Source organism: Oxalicibacterium solurbis (assembly GCF_014635845.1).
Taxonomy (GTDB): Bacteria; Pseudomonadota; Gammaproteobacteria; order Burkholderiales; family Burkholderiaceae_D; genus Oxalicibacterium; species Oxalicibacterium solurbis.
This window is the reverse complement of the sequence record NZ_BMDP01000002.1, coordinates 349457-367788: the sequence shown is the minus strand read 5'-3', so window position 1 is coordinate 367788 and position 18332 is coordinate 349457. Positions and strand designations below refer to the sequence as shown.

General features: G+C 57.4%; 20 protein-coding genes and 2 tRNA genes. 15 read left to right on the top strand and 7 right to left on the bottom strand.

Features of this window, described 5'->3' with window-relative positions; translation table 11 throughout:
- Position 1 precedes the first annotated feature (1 nt).
- The 4 genes from cydB to infA all read left to right on the top strand — a co-directional run bounded on the left by cydB (position 2) and on the right by infA (position 2500).
- Complete coding sequence (gene cydB, locus IEV40_RS07370; protein WP_188420345.1) at positions 2–1009, top strand: cytochrome d ubiquinol oxidase subunit II; 1008 nt, start codon at positions 2–4, stop codon at positions 1007–1009.
- Complete coding sequence (locus IEV40_RS07365) at positions 1009–1158, top strand: DUF2474 domain-containing protein (RefSeq protein ID WP_188420344.1); 150 nt, start codon at positions 1009–1011, stop codon at positions 1156–1158. The genes cydB and IEV40_RS07365 overlap by 1 nt, the downstream gene beginning before the upstream one ends.
- 417 nt (positions 1159–1575) lie before the next feature.
- On the top strand, positions 1576–1854 hold the full coding sequence (locus IEV40_RS07360; protein WP_188420343.1) for a DUF1488 family protein: 279 nt from the start codon (positions 1576–1578) through the stop codon (positions 1852–1854).
- Positions 1855–2236: 382 nt separating this feature from the next.
- Entirely contained in the window at positions 2237–2500 is a 264-nt protein-coding gene (gene infA, locus IEV40_RS07355) for a translation initiation factor IF-1 (RefSeq protein WP_188420342.1), read from the top strand.
- A 148-nt stretch (positions 2501–2648) separates the two neighbouring features.
- Here the strand turns inward: infA and IEV40_RS07350 are convergent.
- The 3 genes from IEV40_RS07350 to acs all read right to left on the bottom strand — a co-directional run bounded on the left by IEV40_RS07350 (position 2649) and on the right by acs (position 6514).
- A tRNA-Ser gene (locus IEV40_RS07350) sits at positions 2649–2739 on the bottom strand.
- A 118-nt stretch (positions 2740–2857) separates the two neighbouring features.
- Complete coding sequence (gene gdhA, locus IEV40_RS07345; protein WP_188421118.1) at positions 2858–4201, bottom strand: NADP-specific glutamate dehydrogenase; 1344 nt, start codon at positions 4199–4201, stop codon at positions 2858–2860.
- Between the two features lie 330 nt (positions 4202–4531).
- A complete protein-coding gene (gene acs, locus IEV40_RS07340) occupies positions 4532–6514 on the bottom strand; it encodes an acetate--CoA ligase (protein WP_188420341.1) in 1983 nt (660 codons plus the stop codon).
- A 458-nt stretch (positions 6515–6972) separates the two neighbouring features.
- On the opposite strand from acs, the gene IEV40_RS07335 reads away from it, so the two are divergent.
- The 8 genes from IEV40_RS07335 (at position 6973) to IEV40_RS07300 (ending at position 13975) form a co-directional block, all read left to right on the top strand.
- Complete coding sequence (locus IEV40_RS07335; protein ID WP_188420340.1) at positions 6973–8517, top strand: fumarate hydratase; 1545 nt, start codon at positions 6973–6975, stop codon at positions 8515–8517.
- Between the two features lie 28 nt (positions 8518–8545).
- A complete protein-coding gene (murI, locus tag IEV40_RS07330; RefSeq protein ID WP_188420339.1) occupies positions 8546–9388 on the top strand; it encodes a glutamate racemase in 843 nt (280 codons plus the stop codon).
- Between the two features lie 119 nt (positions 9389–9507).
- Positions 9508–9583 (top strand) — tRNA-His (locus tag IEV40_RS07325).
- Between the two features lie 340 nt (positions 9584–9923).
- Complete coding sequence (locus tag IEV40_RS07320) at positions 9924–11831, top strand: hybrid sensor histidine kinase/response regulator (protein WP_188420338.1); 1908 nt, start codon at positions 9924–9926, stop codon at positions 11829–11831.
- 45 nt (positions 11832–11876) lie between these two features.
- Positions 11877–12239 carry a NirD/YgiW/YdeI family stress tolerance protein gene (locus IEV40_RS07315; protein ID WP_188420337.1) on the top strand — a complete coding sequence of 121 codons (363 nt, stop codon included), beginning with the start codon at positions 11877–11879 and terminating at the stop codon, positions 12237–12239.
- A gap of 140 nt (positions 12240–12379) precedes the next feature.
- Complete coding sequence (locus tag IEV40_RS07310; protein ID WP_188420336.1) at positions 12380–12721, top strand: nucleotide pyrophosphohydrolase; 342 nt, start codon at positions 12380–12382, stop codon at positions 12719–12721.
- A 220-nt stretch (positions 12722–12941) separates the two neighbouring features.
- A complete protein-coding gene (gene tenA, locus IEV40_RS07305) occupies positions 12942–13604 on the top strand; it encodes a thiaminase II (protein WP_188420335.1) in 663 nt (220 codons plus the stop codon).
- Positions 13605–13768: 164 nt separating this feature from the next.
- On the top strand, positions 13769–13975 hold the full coding sequence (locus IEV40_RS07300; protein ID WP_188420334.1) for a DUF6494 family protein: 207 nt from the start codon (positions 13769–13771) through the stop codon (positions 13973–13975).
- A 96-nt stretch (positions 13976–14071) separates the two neighbouring features.
- On the opposite strand, the gene IEV40_RS07295 is transcribed toward IEV40_RS07300, so the two are convergent.
- Together IEV40_RS07295 and IEV40_RS07290 are read right to left on the bottom strand one after the other, a co-directional pair.
- Positions 14072–14233, bottom strand: coding sequence for a hypothetical protein (locus tag IEV40_RS07295; RefSeq protein ID WP_188420333.1), 162 nt, complete (start codon positions 14231–14233; stop codon positions 14072–14074).
- Between the two features lie 40 nt (positions 14234–14273).
- On the bottom strand, positions 14274–14663 hold the full coding sequence (locus tag IEV40_RS07290) for a hypothetical protein (protein ID WP_188420332.1): 390 nt from the start codon (positions 14661–14663) through the stop codon (positions 14274–14276).
- Between the two features lie 318 nt (positions 14664–14981).
- Here IEV40_RS07290 and IEV40_RS07285 point away from each other — a divergent pair, with 318 nt between their 5' ends.
- From IEV40_RS07285 to IEV40_RS07275, 3 genes are all read left to right on the top strand, one after another.
- The gene (locus IEV40_RS07285) at positions 14982–16187 is read left to right on the top strand and encodes an MFS transporter (protein WP_188420331.1); all 1206 of its coding nucleotides are present in this window, start codon (positions 14982–14984) and stop codon (positions 16185–16187) included.
- Positions 16188–16267: 80 nt separating this feature from the next.
- Entirely contained in the window at positions 16268–16726 is a 459-nt protein-coding gene (locus tag IEV40_RS07280) for a universal stress protein (protein WP_188420330.1), read from the top strand.
- A gap of 147 nt (positions 16727–16873) precedes the next feature.
- Positions 16874–17227, top strand: coding sequence for a hypothetical protein (locus tag IEV40_RS07275; protein ID WP_188420329.1), 354 nt, complete (start codon positions 16874–16876; stop codon positions 17225–17227).
- A 118-nt stretch (positions 17228–17345) separates the two neighbouring features.
- On the opposite strand, the gene IEV40_RS07270 is transcribed toward IEV40_RS07275, so the two are convergent.
- A complete protein-coding gene (locus IEV40_RS07270; protein ID WP_229724012.1) occupies positions 17346–17612 on the bottom strand; it encodes a hypothetical protein in 267 nt (88 codons plus the stop codon).
- 88 nt (positions 17613–17700) lie between these two features.
- Positions 17701–18063, bottom strand: a complete 363-nt coding sequence (locus IEV40_RS07265) for a YMGG-like glycine zipper-containing protein (protein WP_188420328.1) — start codon at positions 18061–18063, stop codon at positions 17701–17703.
- Between the last annotated feature and the right edge of the window lie 269 nt (positions 18064–18332).

Sequence of the window (18332 nt, the reverse complement as noted above, 5' to 3'; positions counted from 1 at the left end):
GATGGGTATCGATCTTCCCCTCATTTGGGCCATCATCATCCTGTTCGGCATCATGATGTATGTGGTGATGGATGGCTTCGATCTCGGCCTCGGCATCCTGTATCCGTTCTTCAAGGAGAAGGAAGAGCGCGACGCGATGATGAATACCGTGGCGCCGGTATGGGACGGTAACGAGACATGGCTGGTGCTCGGCGGCGCCGGCCTGCTGGCCGCATTCCCGGTTGCGTATTCGGTGATCCTGTCGGCCTTCTATCTGCCGATCATCCTGATGCTGCTGGGCCTGATCTTTCGCGGCGTGGCATTCGAATTCCGGTTCAAGGCGTTGGAGCACGAACGGCATTTCTGGGACAAGGCATTCATCGGCGGCTCGATTGCTGCCACCTTCTTTCAGGGCATGATCCTCGGCGCCTACATTCAGGGCATTCCAGTGGAAAACAATGTCTTCGCAGGCGGTGCGTTCGACTGGATTTCTCCATTCTCGATCTTCACCGGCTGCGGCCTGCTGATTGCGTTTGCGCTGCTGGGCAGCACCTGGCTGATCTGGCGTACCGAACACGCGCTGCAGCGCCGTGCCTATGCGATTACACGTTGGCTGGTGTGGGCGTTGCTGGCGACCATTGCCATCATCAGTATCTGGACTCCGCTGAACGATGCACGAATCGCTGCGCGCTGGTTCAGCTTTCCGAACATCTTCTGGTTTGCCCCAGTGCCGCTGCTGGTCGCAGTCTGTTCCTGGATGCTGCTGCGATCGATCAGAAACGGTGCCCACCTGATGCCCTTTGTACTGACGCTGATCCTGGTCTTTCTCTCGTACAGCGGATTAGGCATCAGCCTGTTTCCCAACATCGTTCCGCCATCGATCGACATATGGCAAGCGTCGTCACCGCCGCAAAGCCAGGGTTTTACGATGGTCGGCGCACTGCTGATCATCCCGGTCATTCTCATGTACACGGTGTGGTCCTACTATGTATTTCGCGGCAAGATCAAACCTGGAGAGGGATATCACTGATGCGAACGCAATCGGGAACACCCGCACCCTCTTCGGTGTGGAAAAGGCTGGGGTGGATGGCAGCAATATGGGCTGGCAGCGTGCTCGCGCTCGGCGTGATCGCGCTGCTGCTCCGGCTGGTAATGAATGCAGCTGGAATGACCGTCTGAACATGTTTTCGTAGCAGTTTCAGTCAACACATCCTACTGATACGTCTCATCCTGAAAAAAGCTAGCACCGTCTTGAAATCAGGAGCACTCGTCAAAAAATACGACGACATCGCATTATTCAGATAAATATAAGTAACTGATAGTGCCAAAAGAAAAGCATCCATCGTCCGCATTGCGCCTATACTGCCCTTTACCAATTGTGGTCCGGTGGGATTTGATAGGCGCAAGGCATTCATCTCTTTTATGAGGTCGCGCGCCATACTGAAGTTGACAAATATTTTCACCAACTGGTGATCTGGTTCAGATTCCCGCAGCGTTTTTTTTATGCCTCTTCCCCCCGAGGTTTCAAGACGCCCTACCAGACTGCTACGCGTTCGCACATCTGCTTGTAATACAAAAACACGACAGGAATGCATCATGAACCAGCATCAATCCGCACCGCGCAAGACTAACGACGGCGTTCTTTTTACCGTAATAGTCGATTCAATCAAGCACGAATGCCTGATCAAGAAAGAGGCGCTGAAGCAATTGACGGCATTAGCCAATACCGACACCAGCATCGATACGATAGAAGTATTCCTCGCCTTTGAAAACAGGATCAGCGGTGTGGCGCGACGACTGGTTGCCGCCGGAGTACCTAACAAGCCGCTGGTATTGACGTCCAGCACATTTGTGAGCCAACCGCATCCGACGTAACTTTCCCGCATGCCCTGAGGATATTTATCGGATCGCGAAGCATTGGTGGCACCGGCTGAAACAAGCATCCACCAACTCTGGTATAGTGTCGGACTGACAGTAAATGCTTTCGTCACTAGAATCGGAATTGCAGGATCCGGTTTCTCCACTTATTCGGCACACATTACTCGCATCTCGTCTGCCGACCGCCTGTAGTTTGTTTCCGCACCATCCGGCGCAGCTAACGCGCTGATACGTGGCCATCCTCGCGCCATGCCTGTGTTTTCAAGTCGGGCAAGGTTTTAAACATTATCTGCATTCTGCTTTAACGTCGACGGAAGGAACGGTTTGCAAACCGGCCCGACACTGACCACAGATGCAGTATCCAACATTGGGAAACGCCATGGCCAAAGAAGAAATGCTTGAAATGATGGGGCTTGTCGCTGAAGTACTGCCCGACTCGCGTTTTCGCGTCAATCTCGAAAACGGACATCAACTGATTGCCTACACATCCGGCAAGATGAAGAAAAATCATATCCGCATCCTCGCCGGAGACAAAGTCTCTATCGAAATGTCCCCGTACGATCTCAGCAAAGGGCGCGTTACCTTCCGTCATATCGAAAAACGCGGCCCCGCTCCATCGACCGGCGGCTATCGCCGTCGTTAACTGAAATCCGGTCATCGCTCGCGCATGTCTCATCGATTTAAATGATGACCGATCAGAAGCCGATTCGTAATTGACCCTATCGCCACATCGGAACGTCGGAACGTCCACACAAAACAAAAAGCCCGCACATTGCGGGCTTTTGCATTTCTGGCGGAGAGAGGGGGATTCGAACCCCCGATAGGCTATGAACCTATACACGCTTTCCAGGCGTGCGACTTAAACCACTCATCCATCTCTCCTGATTCGGTTCGCCGATGGATTTGGCGAAGCCGTGGATTATAGCAAAAGTTTAGAGAAACGCTAAACCCGCTTGGCAAAATACGAAATTTCCCTGCAAAGAGACAAGAAAGCCCATCCTCAAATAACGCCTTGCGCCAGCATGGCATCCGCCACCTTGACGAAGCCAGCGATATTGGCACCGTTGACATAATTCACACGCCCCGAAGCATCGGTACCGTATTCAACGCAGGAACGATGAATGCCCTGCATGATTTCCAGCAGACGGGCATCCACTTCTTCGCGCGTCCACGACAGACGCATCGCATTCTGCGTCATCTCCAGGCCGGAAGTGGCGACGCCGCCGGCGTTGCTGGCCTTCCCCGGCGCATACAGAACGCCGGCATGTTCGAAGGCTTCGACGGCTTCTATGGTAGAAGGCATGTTCGCGCCTTCCGCGACGCAGATGACACCATTCTTGATCAGCGTTTTCGCATCCTCGCCATGCAATTCGTTCTGAGTCGCGCATGGCAGCGCCACCTCCACAGGCACGTGCCAGGGATTGGCGCCTGCAACGAATTTGGCACCGACGCGTTCGGCATACTGGTTCACGCGACCATAGAGATGGTTTTTCACTTCCATCAGGATTGCCAGTTTTTCCGGCGAAAAGCCGTCTTCGTCCACGACCGTGCCGCTCGAATCGGAAACGGTAACGACCTTGGCGCCCAGTTGTATGGCTTTTTCGACCGCATATTGTGCAACATTGCCCGAACCTGAAACGGAGACACGCATGCCTTGCAGCGAGCGGCCGGTTTTCTTCAGCATTTCCTCGGCAAAGTAGACGGTACCGTATCCGGTGGCTTCAGGACGGATTAGCGAGCCGCCAAAGCTCAGGCCTTTGCCGGTAAACACGCAATCGGAACGATTCGACAGTTTTTTCATCATGCCGGCCATATAGCCGACTTCGCGACGGCCCACGCCGATATCGCCGGCAGGGATGTCGGTATCCGAGCCGATATGGCGAAACAGTTCGCTGATGAATGCCTGGCAAAAACGCATGACCTCACCCGGGCTCTTGCCTTTCGGATCGAAGTCGGCACCGCCCTTGCCGCCGCCCATCGGTAGCGTCGTCAGGGAATTCTTGAATGTCTGTTCGAAGCCCAGGAATTTCAGGATCGACAAGTTCACCGATGGATGAAAACGAATGCCGCCCTTGTACGGACCGATCGCCGAATTATGCTGAATGCGGTAGCCGCGATTCACCTGCACTTCACCATGGTCGTCCACCCACGACACGCGGAACATGATCACGCGCTCCGGCTCCACCAGACGATCGAGCAAACCATGTTCCGCATATTGCGGATGTTGCTCGATGTAGGACCAGACGCTTCCGATCACTTCGCCGACCGCCTGCAGGAATTCCGGTTGCCCCGGATTGCGCGCGACAACGGTATCCAGAAATTGTTGTGGCTGCTGATATTTCATCATTGACCTTCCTTGCTCTTGATAAATGGTGCGAAACGCAGCTCGCCCAAAACATTATCGTTTTAAAAGTGAAAAAGGCCTCCCCAATTGGAGGCCTTTCTTGATGGAGGGAGGATGCATACCGATAGGCGATTACCTACGACATCCGTCTTTCCTGATTCGGATTCACCGATGAATACGGCGAAGTCGAGAATTATAACGAAAATCTAACGCCATCCCAACCCGGTTATCACACAACGCCAATGACCAATAAAAAAGCCGCCGTATCGAACGGCGGCTTTTTCTGAACAGGCTTTACTAAATTCGCTGTATTGGTTCGCCTTGTCGCGCTTATTGCGCCTGCTTGAGCTGCTCCAGAATCGCCGGATTCTCCAGCGTGGAAATATCCTGCGTGATTTCCTCGTCCTTCGCGATCACACGCAACAGCCGGCGCATGATCTTGCCGGAGCGAGTCTTCGGCAAGTTATCGCCGAAACGAATTTCACGCGGGCGTGCGATCGGGCTGATTTCCTTGGCGACCCATTCGCGCAGTTCCTTCGCAATGGCCTTGGCATCGTCACCTTCCGGGCGGGTACGCTTGAGGACCACGAAGGCGCAGATCGATTCGCCGGTGGTGTCGTCCGGCTTGCCGACGACGGCGGCTTCGGCCACGATCGGGTTGGCGACGAGTGCGGATTCGATCTCGGCTGTACCCAAACGGTGACCGGAGATGTTGAGCACGTCATCGATACGGCCGGTGATAGTGAAGTAGCCGGTTTCCTCGTTGCGGATCGCGCCGTCGCCGGCCAGATACGTGGTGCCGCCCAGTTCCTGCGGGAAGTAACTCTTCGTGAAGCGTTCCGGATCGTTCCAGATATTGCGGATCATCGATGGCCACGGCTTCTTGATGACGAGCAGGCCGCCCTTGCCGTTCGGCAGATCGTGGCCGGCATCATCGACGACCGCTGCGGCAATACCCGGCAGCGGCAACGTACAGGAGCCCGGCACCATCGGCGTCGCGCCCGGTAGCGGTGTGATGACGTGACCACCGGTTTCTGTCTGCCAGAAGGTATCAGCTATCGGGCAGCGTTCGCCGCCGACGTTCTTGTAGTACCACATCCAGGCTTCCGGATTGATCGGTTCGCCGACGGAGCCGAGCAGGCGCAGGCTGGAGAGATCGTATTCGCGCGGATGCGTTTTCGGATCGGCTTCGGATGCCTTGATCAGCGAACGGATTGCAGTCGGTGCGGTGTAGAAGATGCTGATCTTGTGACGCTGCACCATGTCCCAGAAACGGCCGGCGTTTGGATAAGTCGGCACACCTTCGAAGACGATCTGCGTGGCGCCGCAAGCAAGCGGACCATAGGTTACGTAGGTATGGCCGGTGATCCAGCCGATATCGGCGGTGCACCAGTAGATGTCTTCCGGCTTGATGTCGAACGACCATTTCATCGTCAGCATCGACCACAACAGATAACCGCCGGACGAATGCTGCACACCCTTCGGCTTGCCGGTGGAACCGGACGTGTAGAGGATGAACAGCGGATGCTCGGCACCGACCGGCACCGGTTCGCATTCGGCCTTCTGTCCGTCCACCAGATCGTGCAGCCACAGATCGCGGTCTTTGTTGAAATTGACGTCCGCGCCCGTACGCTGATAGACGATGACCTTGCGGATTGTGTCGCAACCGCCCATGTCGAGCGCTTCGTCGACAATAGCCTTCAACGGCAACTGGCGGCCGCCGCGCACCTGGTAATCGGCAGTCAGCACGGCAACTGCACCGGCATCGATGATGCGTTCCTGCAGCGATTTAGCGGAGAAGCCGCCGAACACGACCGAGTGCGTGGCACCGATGCGCGCGCAGGCCAGCATCGCGGAAATGCCTTCGATGGACATCGGCATGTAGATGACGACGCGATCGCCCTTCTGCACACCGAGCGATTTCAAGCCGTTGGCAAACTTGCAGACACGCTCGTACAGTTCACGATACGTGACGCTGCTGACCTTGGCATCGTCGGATTCGAAGATCAGCGCGGTCTTGTCGGCATTGCCGTTGGTCAGGTGGCGATCCAGGCAATTGGTGGCGACGTTCAGTTCGCCGTCCTCGAACCATTTGTAGAACGGTGCGTTGGACGCATCGAGCCGCTTGGTGAACGGCTTGGTCCATTGAATATTCTGCTGGGCCAGACGTGCCCAGAAACCTTCATAATCTTCTTCCGCTTCCGCGCACATTGCGCGATAAGCGTCCATGCCGCTGATAGCCGCGTTGGCGACGAAATCGGCAGGCGGATCAAAAACGCGCTGCTCCTGCTTGAAACTCTCGATGTCGGACATGTTCTCCTCCGGTTCCGTATCCTGTTTGCCGACCACAATAAGCGTTTCCGCTTACTGAAGCCTTACACTAAACTTACTGCGCAACTTACAGCAAAACCTTGCCGCAATCGCTGCAAAAAATTCATTGAAAACCGCTGCCCGGCGCATGCGCGAACTGCCGCGAAAGCATGGTTGCCCGTGTAAAATGCGGACATCCCATTTGTTCGCACTGCCTTTGCGCGCCTCATGAAATCCCCTGCAGACCACGAAAAAACAACCCTTTTCGCACATATCCGTCCGCTGGCAGGCTTCATCCTTGCGACGCGCCGGCTGCAGCTGCCATTGTATATCGGCCCGATCCTGCACCATGCTGCCGCCTCCGGATCGCGCTCCCGCATATCAGTGGCGCCGAACAAATCATCTTGAACACATTTCGCTGATCTGCCTTTCCTGCCCGTCCACTTCTAGCCGAAACCGCCATGACTACCATCCAGAAAGAAGACCTGATCGAATCCGTTGCCGCCGCGCTGCAATACATCAGCTATTACCATCCGCAGGATTACATCCAGCATCTGGCGCGCGCCTATGAATCGGAACAAAGCCCGGCAGCGAAGGATGCAATCGCACAAATCCTGACGAACTCGCGCATGTGCGCCGAAGGCCGCCGCCCGATCTGCCAGGACACCGGCATCGTCAACGTCTTCCTGAAGATCGGCATGGATGTGAAATTCGCCGGTTTCGGCAGCAACGAATCGATCACCGATGTCGTCAACGAAGGCGTACGCCGCGCCTATCTGCATCCGGACAACACGCTGCGCGCCTCCGTCGTCGCCGATCCGCAGTTCGAACGCAAGAACACGAAGGACAACACGCCGGCCGTCGTGCACATGGAACTGGTGCCGGGCAATACGGTGGACGTGCAGGTCGCGGCCAAGGGCGGCGGCTCGGAAAACAAATCCAAATTCACGATGCTGAATCCGTCCGATTCGCTGATCGACTGGGTGCTCAACACCGTGCCGCAGATGGGCGCCGGCTGGTGCCCACCGGGCATGCTCGGCATCGGCATCGGCGGCACGGCCGAGCGCGCGATGCTGATGGCCAAGCAATCGCTGATGGAAGACATCGATATGTACGAGTTGCGCAAGCGCGGCCCTCAGAACAAGACCGAAGAACTGCGCATCGAACTGTGCGACAAGATCAATGCGCTCGGCATCGGCGCGCAAGGCTTGGGCGGCCTGACCACCGTGCTGGACGTGAAGATCATGATGCATCCGACGCACGCGGCATCGAAACCCGTCGCCATGATCCCGAACTGCGCAGCGACGCGCCATGCGCATTTCGTGCTGGACGGTTCCGGCCCGGTCTATCTCGATCCGCCTTCGCTGTCCGACTGGCCGGACGTGAACTGGATGCCGAATACCGAAAAATCCAAGCGCGTGAATCTCGATACGCTGACGAAGGAAGAAGTCGCTTCGTGGAAGCCTGGCCAGACGCTGCTGCTGAACGGCAAGATGCTGACCGGCCGCGATGCCGCGCACAAGCGCATCCAGGACATGCTGGCGAAGGGCGAACAGCTGCCGGTCGACTTCACCAATCGCGTGATCTATTACGTCGGCCCGGTCGATCCGGTGCGCGACGAAGTGGTCGGCCCGGCTGGCCCGACGACGGCCACGCGCATGGACAAATTCACCGAGATGATGCTGTCGCAGACCGGCCTGATCTCGATGATCGGCAAGGCCGAACGCGGCCCGGTGGCAATCGAGGCAATCAAGAAACATCAATCGGCCTATCTGATGGCAGTCGGCGGTGCCGCGTATCTGGTGTCGAAGGCGATCAAGAACGCGAAAGTGCTGGGCTTTGCCGATCTCGGCATGGAAGCAATCTACGAATTCGAAGTGAAGGACATGCCGGTGACCGTCGCCGTCGATGCGACCGGCACCTCGGTGCACACGACCGGGCCGAAGGAATGGAAAGACAAGATCGAGAAGATCCGCCTGAACGAGATTCCGGTTTCCGCCAATTGATGTTTTCTTCGAACCGGATCCGCACGACGTGAGTTTTTCTCCCACCCCTGATCAGGAAGCGGCCGAAGCGCCGATCGGCCTCTTCGATTCCGGCGTCGGCGCATTGTCTGTCCTGCGCCACGTGCAGGCACGCCTGCCGTCCGAACATCTACTGTGCTTCTGCGATTCCAGCCATGCGCCATACGGCGGCAAGAGCGATGAACAGATCATTGAACGTACGCTGGCAATTGCCGATTTCCTGCTGCAGAAGAAGGTCAAGGCCATCGTTGTAGCCTGCAACACCGCAACGGCAGCCGCGATCGAAGCATTGCGTCAACGCCATCCGGAACTGATCGTTGTCGGCGTCGAGCCCGGCCTGAAACCAGCCGCCGTCTTCAGCAAGAGCGGTATCGGCGGCGTACTGGCAACCGCAAGTACGCTGGCCAGCAGCCGTTTCATCGCGCTGCGTGATCACATCACTTCATCCACCGGCGTACGCTTCCTGACCCAAGCCTGTGTCGGCCTGGTGGAGCAGATCGAGAAAGGCGAACTGGAAACACCGGAAACCATCGCCATGCTGGAACGTTACGTCACGCCGATTCTGCGTGGCGGCGCGGATACGATCGCGCTGGGCTGCACGCACTACCCTTTCGTGCAACCGGCGATCGAAGCCATTGCACAGCGCGAAGGCGCTGAGCCGATTACCATCATCGACACCGGCGAAGCCGTATCGCGCCAGCTGGAACGGCTGTTGCAACAGCGTGGCCTTCAACGCTTCGAAACCCGTCCGGGTTCACTGCAGGCGTTCACCACCGGCAGCGAGACGCAACTGGAACATGCGTTTTCGGTACTGCTGAAGCAATCCCCGCTCATCACCGCCGTCACTGCTTGAAATCGGCCGCCGGCGCCGTCTCGCAGGCGAATTTATTTGGTTTGCCAGCCGGAAGGGAAGTTTGTATAATAGCGAGCTTCGTTGCATCTGCAGCGGAATTTGCAAGCTGTATCGCAATGGTGGCCGTAGCTCAGTTGGTAGAGTCCAGGATTGTGATTCCTGTCGTCGTGGGTTCGAGTCCCATCGGCCACCCCACCCTCCCTCTTGTTTTTCTTTCCCTGTCCAATTCTCCCGTTTCCACTGGAAGAATCGTCTTTCGTTCGTCTTTTATCCCTGCAGACTGACGGATATTTCATTGCCATTCTTGAACCATCAGGTCTGCACGCTACCGCATATCACGCTTGCCGCCACACATGGAACCGGAATCGCGCATCATCGCCTGTTTCGAATATCCGTCTCGGTTCGGTATCGCACCGACCTGACCGGCACATCTATTCCATAAGGAAGATGCGCTGAAGACACAGAAACCCTCCGGAAGATTGTCTGACGCGCGGCAATCCTTTACCCTGCAGATGATGCCGATCCGAGACGGACAATGAAGAATCCTCCATCGAACGACAATTTCAACGACGAAGAACGGTTCCGCACACTGGTTTCCGCCATCAGCGATTACGCAATCTACATGCTGGATCCGTCCGGCCATGTCGTCAGCTGGAATGCCGGCGCACAGCGCTTCAAGGGCTATGAGGCGCATGAAATCATCGGCCAGCATTTTTCGCGCTTCTACATGCCGGAGGATCGCGCCAGCGGCCTGCCGGAAAAAGCGCTGCGCACCGCCCTCCAGGAAGGAAGGTACGAATCCGAAGGCTGGCGCAGGCGCAAGGACGGCACCAGTTTCTGGGCCAGCGTCGTCATCCATCCGGTGTTCCGCAATGACGAACTGATCGGCTTCGCCAAGGTCACACGCGACATCACCGAACGCGCCATTACCGCCGAAGCGCTGCGCCGCAGCGAACAGCAGTTCAGCCTGCTGGTGCAAGGCGTCACCGATTACGCGATCTACATGCTGGATGCATCCGGAATCATCACGAACTGGAATTCCGGCGCGCAGCACATCAAGGGCTACACGGCCGAAGAAGTCATCGGCACGCATTTCTCCCGCTTCTACACCCCGGAGGAACAGGAAGCAGGCACTCCCGAGCGGGCATTGGAGATCGCCCGTCAGGAAGGCCGCTACGAGCAGGAAGGCTGGCGCGTGCGCAAGGACGGCTCGCACTTCTGCGCGCATGTCGTCATCGATGCGATCCACGGCGAAGACGGCGCACTGGTCGGATTCGCCAAAGTCACACGCGACGTCACCGAACAGCGCGCCGCTTCCGATGCCTTGCAAAAAGCCAATGCAGCACTGTTCCAGTCGCAAAAAATGGAAGCGCTGGGCAAACTGACCGGTGGCATCGCACACGATTTCAATAACCTGCTCGGGGTGATTTCGAGCGGTATCGATATGCTGCAACTGCAGCCGCGTAGCGGCGACAGCCGCACACTGGACAGCATGCGCCGCGCCGTCGAACGCGGTGCCGAACTGACGCAGCATCTGCTGGCATTCGCCCGCCAGCAGCCACTGCAATCGAAGAAGTGCGACCTGAACGAACTGATCGCCGGCTTCGAGTCGGTGCTGCGTCGCGCCGGCAATTCATCCATCCGTTTCGAAATCAAACTGCAGGAGAACCTGCCGCCATCGCTGATCGATGCCACGCGCTTCCAGACCACGCTGTTGAACCTCGTCATCAATGCACGCGATGCGATGCCGAAGGGCGGCAACATCACGATCGCCACTTCTGGCGTACTGCTGAAAGAACAGGAAATCGGTACGCTACCTGCCGGTCACTACACGAAGATAATGGTCAACGATACCGGTTGCGGCATGACATCCGACGTCATGGCCCGCGTCTTCGAACCTTTCTTCACGACGAAGGAAATCGGCAAAGGGACCGGTCTCGGCTTGAGCCAGGTCTACGGCTTCATCACGCAATCCGGCGGCGAGATCGTCGTCGCCAGCACTCTCGATCAGGGAACGCAATTCGCCATGTATCTGCCGATTGTCGACGGCAAGGCCATTGCGCATGACGAACACGAAGAGCAGCTGGAAAAAGTGCTGATCGTCGAGGATGATGCCGATCTACTGGAAGTCGCCGCCGAACTGTTCCGCGCGATCGGTTATGTGGTGCATACCGCCGGCAGCGCGAAAGACGCACTGGAAGTATTGGAGCGCAACAGCGATATCGACATCCTCTTCAGCGACGTGATGATGCCCAATGGCATGAGCGGCATCGAACTGGCGCGGCTGGTGCGCAAACGCTATCCGCACATGAAAACCATCCTGGCATCCGGCTATGCATTGCCGGCATTGAAATCCGAGCACGCGGACCTGGATGGATTCCTGTTCATCAACAAGCCTTATCAGTTGTCGGACGTTGCCAAGAAACTGCGACAGGCCGCCTGATTGATCCTGTTACAGCCGTATCAATCATTCTTTCAAGGAGAACGCATGAATCGCAAGAGCTGCATCGCCATCCTGTTGGCCGCTTCCACCCTCGTCTGCATGCAGGCGGCACACGCACAATACGCCGGCCCGGGCAGCCAGCCGGCGCATGCCACGGTGGCCGACGTGCTGAAGCATCCGGTCGACGACCAACCTGTCGTGCTGCGCGGCTTTCTGACGAAACAGGTGAGCAAGGAGAAATATCTGTTCTCCGATGGTACCGGCGAAGTTCGCGTGGATATCGACAACAAGCGCATGGCAGGTCTACGCATCGACGAAAAGACCAAGGTCGAACTGCACGGCGAAGTGGAAAAGGATTTCATGGAAAGCCCGGAGATCGACGTCGACAGCCTGGTCATCATTAAATAGGCGTCCACTCCCGGACTGGAATCCGCCGCTCTTCGGAGCGGTTTTTTATTTGCCATGGTTCTTTGCCGGCATGCATTTTCCGGCGTGGCATTATCATGATGGCCCGGCTATCCTGCTCTTTTTCCAGCCTTTTCTTCCCGATGACTACTCCGCTACTCGATACCAAGACGCTGGAACGCGTGCTCGACGAATTCGCCGAGGCCCGCAATTGGCGGCAATTCCATTCGCCAAAAAATCTTGCCATGGCGCTGACCGGCGAGGTCGGTGAGCTGGTGGAAATCTTCCAGTGGCGCACCGAGGAAGAATCCTGGCGCGTCGCGCAGGATCCCGCCACTGCGGAACACGTGCGGCATGAACTGGCCGACGTCGCCCTCTATCTGGTACGGCTGGCTTCGGTGCTCGGCGTGGACCTGAACGCTGCCATCGCCGACAAGCTGGTACTGAACGCGCGCAAGTATCCATCGTCCTCCACGCAGGAGTAATCGCACTCTTTCCGCCTTGGCCCATCTCGGCTATTTACGGCCAGCGAGGCAATATCCAGCCGGCTCCTTCGGTCTTCTCCGCACCTTTTATTGGCACGGGTCAAGAATCGGCGATTTAGCTTTTGACCTGCGCCCGCTTTCTTCCTATGCTTTGCGGTTTTCATCTCCGCAGTTTTTCAGCCGCGCTGCGGCTGCGCTGCATCGTCGTCCGAGGAGCAACATGTCTTTCACATCCGAAATCTGGCAGAAAAACGCCGCCCTGTACGAAACCATCCGCACCATGCCGTTCAACACGGAGCTTGCCGCCGGCACGCTGGACGAGGAACGCTTCCGCCACTACATGATCCAGGACGCGCTGTACCTGATCGCCTACGGACGGGCACTGTCGATCGCCGCCGCCAAGGCGGATTCTCCGGCTGAAATCGTGCAATTCGCCAACGGCGCGCAAATGGCCGTCGTCGTCGAACGCAGCCTGCATGCCGATTTCATGGAGCAGTTCAAGGTCACGCCGGATGTCTTCGCCGCCACGCCGATGACACCCGCCACCCATCACTACACCAGCTATCTGCTGGCCACCGCCTGGAGCGCGCCGTATCCGGTCGTGCTGGCCAGCCTGCTGCCGTGCTTCTGGATCTACGCGGAAATCGGCAGCGATATCGTCGGCCGCGCCGCGCCGAACAACCGTTACCAATCGTGGATCGATACCTATGCAGGCGAGGAGTTTCATGCCGCCGTGCGCGCCGTGATCGCAACCATCGATCGCGTCGCCGCATCTGCCAGCGAGGAAACGCGCAACGAGATGCACAAGGCCTATACGCGTGCTGCGCAGCTGGAATGGATGTTCTGGGATTCGGCCTATCGCCGCGAACAGTGGCCGGTCTGAAGCACTGACGATCGACGAAATTTTCATCAACATCAAAAAGCCCGGCATCGCCATAGCGCGCCGGGCTTTTTGTCCACTGTGCCAGGACAACTGAATTCGCTATGATGGTTCATGCAGACGAATCAATTTGCATCCTTCCATCAATCACGCAACGGAGGTAACACATGGACGAAGAAGCATTCAACACCAGCATGCGCAAATTCCTGAAGATGGTCGGCGTCAGCTCGCAAAAGGAAATCGAAATGGCCGTCCAGAAGGCGATTGCCGACGGCCGCATCGGTGGCGGCGAGTCGTTTCCTGCCAAGGTCACGCTGGAGATAGAAGGTGTCCAGCTGAAAGTCGATTTCAACGGCGAAATCCGCCTGCAGTAAGCGACGGTTCCGTCCCCTCGTAGAAACCCGGCCTTGCGGCCGGTTTTTTATTTTTACTTCTCTAGGTTTGCTGCTTCCCGCGTCGCTACATCAGCCCTACCATTTATACGGTGCCGCCGCGATCGTCACCAGCGTACTGATCTGCGGCTGCTGGCTGAATTGTTCGGGACTGGCTTCGGCTGCCACCAGCAAAGGATTCATCGCGATGGCCAGCGCACCGATGGCGGCCAGCGTTCCCAGGACATATTGGAGTTTCATGACGTTCTCGATTCGGTAAGGAAGATGACGTGACAGATATTCAGGTCGATGGCGCCGAGGCATTTATCGGCGCGATCTGCGGACCGAAAGGCAGGACATTGCCGCGCTTTGCCGCGGCATGATCGGCACCATCGCTGGCAAGCGGCAACAGCATGCTCTCCAGCCACGGATTGCGCGAAGCACGGCGCAGTGCGTTTTCCTGCTCCAGCTCCGAGACGAATTGCATCGTGAACACGCGCGACGCGTTCCTGTCATAGTTGCCGCTGCCGAAACAGCGCGCCAGTTCCAGATAACGGATCGCACGCGCACGCTTGCGGCTCAGCGTTCGTTCCAGGCGCCTGTCATGCTCGGCAAGTTGATTTTGGACATCTGTATCCGGGCTTGCCTGCTGCCCGGAAGCGTCCTCGCGTGTTGTTTGAATGATGGACATGTTCACCTCTGATCTGGCTATGAATGACAACCGGGGTGTTGCTCAGAGTGCCTCGACCTGACATGTGGAACGGGCTTCAAACAGGGTTGAAAATGACGAGCAAAACATGCTGTTGAAAGCGCGTATCCGATGTGCATGAATGGTAATGGGACCGCCAATTCAGCCCTATAGGACGCCGGCGCAACCTCTTGTAGGAAAAGATGAAGTCAGGCAAATTGCCAGTAAAACTGCACAACAATCGTGCAGAAATCGTTCCTGGGAAACTGGGTTTCGCAATTTGCGGTAGGCTTGTTGCCACTCGCCAACCAGAGGAAATTCATGCCAGCCGACCATATCGCGCCAGCCATTCCAACCATTCCCCGCCTTGCCATCCCCGCCCTGTCGCTAGCCGCCTTCGGCAGCGCGATTTCTCTGCGTGTAACCGATCCGTTGCTGCCGCGACTGTCGCAGGAATTTGGCGTCTCGATCGGCGAGGTCGCGTATGTGATCACTGCCTTCGCCATCGCCTACGGTTTTTCGCAACTGTTCTTCGGTCCGGTCGGCGATCGCTTCGGCAAGTATTTCGTCGTCGCCTGTGCCAGTCTCGGCTGCGCATTCACAGCATTGCTTTGCGCGCTAGCGCCGAACTATCCGCTGCTGATTGCCGCGCGCCTGATGGCAGGCGCCACCGCTGCCGCGATCATTCCGTTATCAATGGCATGGATAGGCGATGTCGTGCCGTATGAAGATCGCCAGCCGGTGCTGGCGCAATTCCTGATCGGCCAGATCGTCGGCATCTCTGCCGGCGTGCTGCTGGGCGGCCTGGCTGCCGATCATTTCGGCTGGCAATTGCCGTTCTTCTGCATTGCGTCCTATTTCGTCATTGTCACCGTCGCTTTGTTCGCGTTGAACCGCCGGCTGCCGGCGCATGCAAAACAGACGCGTCACGCGGAAGGTGCAGCATGGCGGCGCATGTTGTCCGAGTTCGGGCAGGTATTGTCGCGCCCGTGGGCACGCATCGTGTTGATGACGGTGTTTCTGGAAGGCGGCTGTCTGTACGGTTCGTTCGCATTCATCGCGCTGCACCTGCATTACGTACACGGGATGACGCTGACCAACGCCGCTGCGCTGGTAATGCTGTTCGGCCTCGGTGGCCTGCTGTACGCGCTGACATCGCGCCGGCTCGTCAAAGGGCTAGGCGAAAAAAGGCTGGCACTGTGGGGCGGCATTCTGGTGACGCTTTCACTGCTGTCGATTGCGCTGTCGCCCCACTGGTGGTGGGCGATTCCCGGTTGTGCAATCTGCGGTCTCGGTTTCTACATGATGCACAACACGCTGCAGATCAATGCCACGCAGATGGCGCCGGAACGGCGCGGTGCGGCGGTCTCAGCCTTCGCCGCCAGTTTCTATCTCGGCCAGTCGATCGGTGTCGGTATCGCCGGCATGGCAGCAGAACGTTTCGGCACCTCGATCGTGATTGCCATCGGCGCCATCGGCGTGCTGCTGATCGCGCTTAACTTCAGCCGCCTGAAAAGCGCGTTCTGACCGTTCGCATATGCGCCCGCTTGTTTGGCGTACGGTTGGCGCTATACTGGATTTACGTCCATGCAAACCGAGGAGGCGTTATGTATCGCAAGATTCTGGTTGCTTACAACGGTACGCCGGAAAGCCGCTCCGCTTTGGAAGAGTGCGTCAGACTGTCGCCCGGCCCCGCCACCGACGTCCATCTGCTGGTTGTCGTCAATCCGCCGCAATCGGTCATCATCGGCGAATATGCGATGGTTTCCATGGTCGGCGTCGACGAGGAAATCGCCGCCGAGAAAAAGAAGATGGAGGACGAATTGCAGAACGGCCTCGACTTTCTGCGGCAAGCCGGCTTGAACGTGCAGCCGCATCTGGAAGTCGGCGAACCGGTACCGGTGATCGCCGGACTGGTCGACAAGCTGGGCATCGATCTCGTCATCGTCGGCCATTCACGACTGCAATCGCTGGCCATGCGCTGGTGGCGCGGCTCCACCGATACCCTGCTGGTCGAAAAGATCCGCTGCAGCCTGCTGGTGGCCCACGATCCGGCGCGGCAATAATGCACGACCAAAACGGCGCGTAGCCATACATGACGGCAACGCGCGGCAAGCAGCCGTCATGGCCGCTGTTACAGTCTTTTACCCATTCCAGGTTGAGAAACCCGCACGTTTGACGTTAAATGGATCATCCATTGCGAGGTTTTCGTCATGCCAATCATTTCACGTACATTTGCCGCGCTGGCTGTCTGCGGCGCCCTGACTGCCGCCGCACCGGCGATGGCCGGCGGCGTCAACTGGTCGGTGGATATCGGCGTCGGCGGCTATCCTGCCTACCCGGCTTACTATCCGCCGGCACCGGTCTATTATCCGCCGCCGGTCGTCAACAACAATTATTCGAATTACTACGCGCCGCCGATCATCTATGGCACCACACCTGTTTATACGGCGCCGCCGCCCATAGTGGTCTACGGGCGCAGCTATCATCGCTGGCGTCCGCCGCCTCCGCGCCACTACGGACATGGACCGTATCATCATGGCGGGCATGGGCACGGACATCGCTGATACCGATCGATAATTGCTCCGGTTATCCCGGGCGACAAAACAAAATGGCTGATCTTTCGATCAGCCATTTTTATTTCCGGAAATTGGTTCCAGCAACAGGGCCAGTTTCCATACTCGATCAACGATGCCAGTGTCCATGCCCACGGCCGCCCCCCCAATATCCGCGTCCGTAATAACGCGGATAGTAGCGCGGACCGTAATAGCCACGATTTGAGTAACTGAGGCCGAAATTCACCGTCGGTGCGACGTATACCGGTGTGGCATAGGTCGTCTGGCCATAGTAGCCATCATCGTAAGGCACGACGGCACAGCCGCCGAGCGCAGCAGCGGCAAGCAACAGCAGCATCAAACGCTTGAACTTCCCGCGCATCATCATGGTATTCATCTTGCAAGCCTTTCCTCGTGCATCCAGCCGCAATCACGTCCGGATGCCGAAACAATGCGCGGCAGCTCTAGAGCTTTCGCGCATGGAATCAACGGCGGTAATAATCGCGTCCGTGACGCACATACTCGACGCGACGCACGTCACGGTAGTAACCAGGGCGTGCATAAACTGGAGCCGGCCGCGCATACACAGGCGCTTGATAGCGTGCATTGGAATAACGACGACCGTCGTAATAGCGATCGCGGCGATCATGATCGGAAACACTGGCACCAACCACTGCGCCCAGCACGCCACCGATCACGGCACCGTTCTGTCCGCCGACCACATTGCCGACGACCGCACCAGCCACCGCGCCGAGCGCCGTATTGACGCCGCGGTTGTCTGCCAGTGCATTGGTGGAAACTGCAGCAGCAGCCAGCAATACGACGCCTATCCATTTCCTGTTCAACATGATCGACTCCTCTCTCACCTTTGCGATGAACCGGATCGGCTCATCAATCGCATCGGCATGGAATCACTATATAGACGCCGTCTTCAAAATCCATGAGGGAAATAGACTTTTACAATTGTAAAGATGCGTGAAGCGCATCGTTGTCTGACGGGCATGCCTGTCTGTCATTGCCTCATCGTCATGCAATAACAGGAAAGCGCATTGCACAAAGTGCACGATATAAATCTGTTCGCACGAAACAAAAAAGCCGCAACATATGTTGCGGCTTT

Coding starts and splice junctions, on each gene's coding strand:
- IEV40_RS07320 (WP_188420338.1), top strand. CDS start 9,924: ATGAAGAATCCTCCATCGAACGACAATTTCAACGACGAAGAACGGTTC.
- IEV40_RS07280 (WP_188420330.1), top strand. CDS start 16,268: ATGTATCGCAAGATTCTGGTTGCTTACAACGGTACGCCGGAAAGCCGC.
- IEV40_RS07295 (WP_188420333.1), bottom strand. CDS start 14,233: ATGAAACTCCAATATGTCCTGGGAACGCTGGCCGCCATCGGTGCGCTG.
- tenA (WP_188420335.1), top strand. CDS start 12,942: ATGTCTTTCACATCCGAAATCTGGCAGAAAAACGCCGCCCTGTACGAA.
- IEV40_RS07265 (WP_188420328.1), bottom strand. CDS start 18,063: ATGTTGAACAGGAAATGGATAGGCGTCGTATTGCTGGCTGCTGCTGCA.
- IEV40_RS07335 (WP_188420340.1), top strand. CDS start 6,973: ATGACTACCATCCAGAAAGAAGACCTGATCGAATCCGTTGCCGCCGCG.
- IEV40_RS07300 (WP_188420334.1), top strand. CDS start 13,769: ATGGACGAAGAAGCATTCAACACCAGCATGCGCAAATTCCTGAAGATG.
- IEV40_RS07290 (WP_188420332.1), bottom strand. CDS start 14,663: ATGTCCATCATTCAAACAACACGCGAGGACGCTTCCGGGCAGCAGGCA.
- gdhA (WP_188421118.1), bottom strand. CDS start 4,201: ATGAAATATCAGCAGCCACAACAATTTCTGGATACCGTTGTCGCGCGC.
- IEV40_RS07275 (WP_188420329.1), top strand. CDS start 16,874: ATGCCAATCATTTCACGTACATTTGCCGCGCTGGCTGTCTGCGGCGCC.
- infA (WP_188420342.1), top strand. CDS start 2,237: ATGGCCAAAGAAGAAATGCTTGAAATGATGGGGCTTGTCGCTGAAGTA.
- IEV40_RS07365 (WP_188420344.1), top strand. CDS start 1,009: ATGCGAACGCAATCGGGAACACCCGCACCCTCTTCGGTGTGGAAAAGG.
- IEV40_RS07360 (WP_188420343.1), top strand. CDS start 1,576: ATGAACCAGCATCAATCCGCACCGCGCAAGACTAACGACGGCGTTCTT.
- IEV40_RS07285 (WP_188420331.1), top strand. CDS start 14,982: ATGCCAGCCGACCATATCGCGCCAGCCATTCCAACCATTCCCCGCCTT.
- cydB (WP_188420345.1), top strand. CDS start 2: ATGGGTATCGATCTTCCCCTCATTTGGGCCATCATCATCCTGTTCGGC.
- IEV40_RS07315 (WP_188420337.1), top strand. CDS start 11,877: ATGAATCGCAAGAGCTGCATCGCCATCCTGTTGGCCGCTTCCACCCTC.
- IEV40_RS07310 (WP_188420336.1), top strand. CDS start 12,380: ATGACTACTCCGCTACTCGATACCAAGACGCTGGAACGCGTGCTCGAC.
- acs (WP_188420341.1), bottom strand. CDS start 6,514: ATGTCCGACATCGAGAGTTTCAAGCAGGAGCAGCGCGTTTTTGATCCG.
- IEV40_RS07270 (WP_229724012.1), bottom strand. CDS start 17,612: ATGAATACCATGATGATGCGCGGGAAGTTCAAGCGTTTGATGCTGCTG.